The following is a 2,732-nucleotide window of genomic DNA, read 5'->3' as shown; positions in this document are numbered from 1 at the left end:
CAAGGCGCAAGGCCCGTCACCAGGAATGGCCCCCCTTCTCCCGAAGTTACGGGGGCATTTTGCCGAGTTCCTTAACCATAGTTCACCCGACCGCCGGCATCCGCCGGGGTGGTCAGTTGCCGAGGTGCAGCCAGGTGGTCTTCAGGTCGGAGTACTTGTCGAGGACGGCGGTGCCCTTGGTGCGTCCGAAGCCGGACTTGCCGACGCCTCCGGCGGGGACGGTGAGGTCGTCCCCTTCGAAGCAGTTGACCCAGGCGATGCCGGCCTTGGCCGAGCGGGTCACCCGGAACGCCGTGTCCAGGGAGGACGTCCACACCGAGACGCCCATGCCGTAGCCCGAGGAGAAGGCGGTGCGCAGGGCCTCGTCGACCTCGTCGAAGGGGCGGGCGGCGACTACCGGGCCGAAGACCTCCGCGGTGAAGACCGGGTTGGTCCCGGGGGTGTCGGCGAGCAGGGTCGGCGGGAAGTAGCGGCCGCCGGGGAGCACGTCCTGCTCGGTGCCGCCGCGCAGCAGCCGGGCGCCGGCCGCCACGGCCTGCTCGGTGGCGGAGCGGCTGTCGTGCAGCTGGTGCGCGGTGGTCAGCGCGCCGACGGTGGTCTCCCAGTCGAGCGGGTCGCCCAGGCGCAGCTTGTCCGTCTCGGCGACGAGGGCCTCCAGGAACTCCTCGTAGACCTCCCGTTCGACCAGGACGCGCGAGCAGCCGGTGCACATGGCGCCCTGGTTGAAGTAGCCGCCCCAGGCGATGGCGTGGGCGGCGGCGCGCACGTCGGGCACGTCCTCGAACACCACGGCGGCGGACTTGCCGCCCAGCTCCGGCCAGACCCGTTTGCCGTTGCTGTCCCCGCTGGCGCGCATGACCGCGCGGCCGGTGGCCGCCGATCCGGTCACCGCGACCGCGTCGATGCCGGGGTGCCCGGCCACGGCCTGGCCGGCGCCCGCGCCCGTCCCGGGCACGACGCTCACCGCGTCCCGGGAGACGCCCGCTTCCACGGCCAGTTCGCAGCAGCGCAGCACGGACAGCGGTGCCTGCTCCGAGGGTTTGACGATCACCGAGTTGCCGAGCATCAGGGCCGGGGCGACGTCGTAGCCGACGAGTGCCAGCGGGAAGTTCCACGGGAGCAGGATGCCGACCACGCCGACGGGCTCCCGGCTCACCAGGGCGACGTCGTCGCGGCCGACCTGCGGGTGGTCGCCGTGCAGCTTGTCGGCGAGGGCGGCGTACCAGCGGATCGCCCGGACCACGCCGGCGAGGTCGACCTGCACCGCGTCCCTGATCGGCTTGCCGGTCTCCAGGCTGATCAGCAGGGCGAGTTCGTCGCGTTCGGCCTCGATGGCGTCCGCCCAGGCGTTCAGGACCGCGCCGCGGGCGCGCGGCGTGAAGTTGGGCCAGCACCCTTCGCGCTGTTCGGCACGGGCGTGGGCCACCGCCTGGTCCACCTCGGCCCGGCCGCAGGCGGGGACGGTGCACAGCAGGCGGCCGTCGCGGGGGCTGCGCAGCTCGAAGGTGTCCGCGGCGGTGTCCACGCGTCGTCCGTGCAGCAGCGGGCGGGCGTCCGGCACGAGCTTGTCGGCCATCGCCTTCCAGTCGGTGGTGCCGGCGTCGGTCATCTCGGCCGTTCCCTTCAGTCGCCGGTGGCCGGTCGCTGCTGCAGCAGCGACCGGTCTAGCTCGTCGAGCGTGCGCCGGCCGGCCAGCAGCATCGACCGCTCGAACTCCTCGCGCAGCAGGGTCAGCGCCGTGTACACCCCGGTGGCGCCGCCGGCGGCCAGGGCCATCGCGGTCAGGCGGCCGACCATGACCACGTCCGCGCCCAGGGCGAGGGCCTTGAGGACGTCGGCGCCGCGGCGGATGCCGCCGTCCAGGACGACCGGGATGCGGCCCCCGACCGCGGCCACCACCTCCGGCAGCTGGTCCAGGGTGGCCGGGACGCAGTCCAGTTGGCGGCCGCCGTGGTTGGACACGGAGATCGCGTCCACGCCGGCGGCGACGGCCTGTTCGGCGTCCTCGGCGGTGAGGATCCCCTTGACCAGCAGCGGGAGTTCGAGCTGCCGGCGGACGGCGGCGAGCGTCTCCCAGGTCCAGTCGGAGCCGGTGCCGGCCACCAGCCGGGTGGCGGCGGTGGCGCCGATGTCGCCGTAGTTGCCGCTCCACTCCTCGTCGGGGACGGCGAAGCGCCGCACCATGAGGCGTTCCCGCCACCCGAGGGTGGGGCAGTCGACGGTGACGCACAGGGCGGAGTAGCCGGCCTTCCCGGCCCGCTTGGCGAAGCCCAGGAACTCCTCGGGCTCGCCCCAGGCGTGGAGTTGCATGATCTTCGGGCCGTCGCTGGCGGCGGCCACCGTCTCCAGCGGGAAGCGGGAGGCCTCGGAGACCACCGGCACGATGCCGGCCTTCGCGGTCGCCGCGGCGATCTCGCACTGGCCGCGGGCGTGGAACAGGCCGTCCCCGCCGATCGGCGCGGTGATCACCGGGAAGGCCAGGTCCAGGCCGAGGAAGGTGGTGGCGGTGCGCGTCTCGGTGATCCCGGCCAGGTTCCGCGGCCGGAAGCTCCAGCGCTGCAGGGCGGCGAGGTTGTCCCGCAGGCTCTGTTCCGCGCCGGCGCCTCCGTCGAGGAGCGCCCAGGTGTCGGCGTCCAGGCCTTCTCGTGCACGACCGACCCGACCCCCGGCTAACTATGTAGACCGACCGACATACTCCTGCCGCAGCACCCGGCAAATCACGCACGAAAAGT

2 protein-coding genes are annotated in these 2,732 nt (G+C 73.3%); both read right to left on the bottom strand.

Annotated elements, in window-relative coordinates:
- Nucleotides 1–112: 112 nt before the first annotated feature.
- Nucleotides 113–1,609, bottom strand: a complete 1,497-nt coding sequence (locus tag ABZW03_RS39560; RefSeq protein ID WP_355269528.1) for an aldehyde dehydrogenase family protein — start codon at nucleotides 1,607–1,609, stop codon at nucleotides 113–115.
- 14 nt (nucleotides 1,610–1,623) lie between these two features.
- Nucleotides 1,624–2,637 (bottom strand): alpha-hydroxy acid oxidase, encoded by a 1,014-nt coding sequence (locus ABZW03_RS39555; RefSeq protein WP_355269530.1) that lies wholly within the window; start codon nucleotides 2,635–2,637, stop codon nucleotides 1,624–1,626.
- Nucleotides 2,638–2,732 lie beyond the last annotated feature (95 nt).

Source organism: Kitasatospora sp. NPDC004799, from assembly GCF_040609095.1.
In the GTDB taxonomy this organism is placed as follows: Bacteria; Actinomycetota; Actinomycetes; order Streptomycetales; family Streptomycetaceae; genus Kitasatospora.
This window is presented reverse-complemented; position numbering and strand designations above follow the sequence as displayed.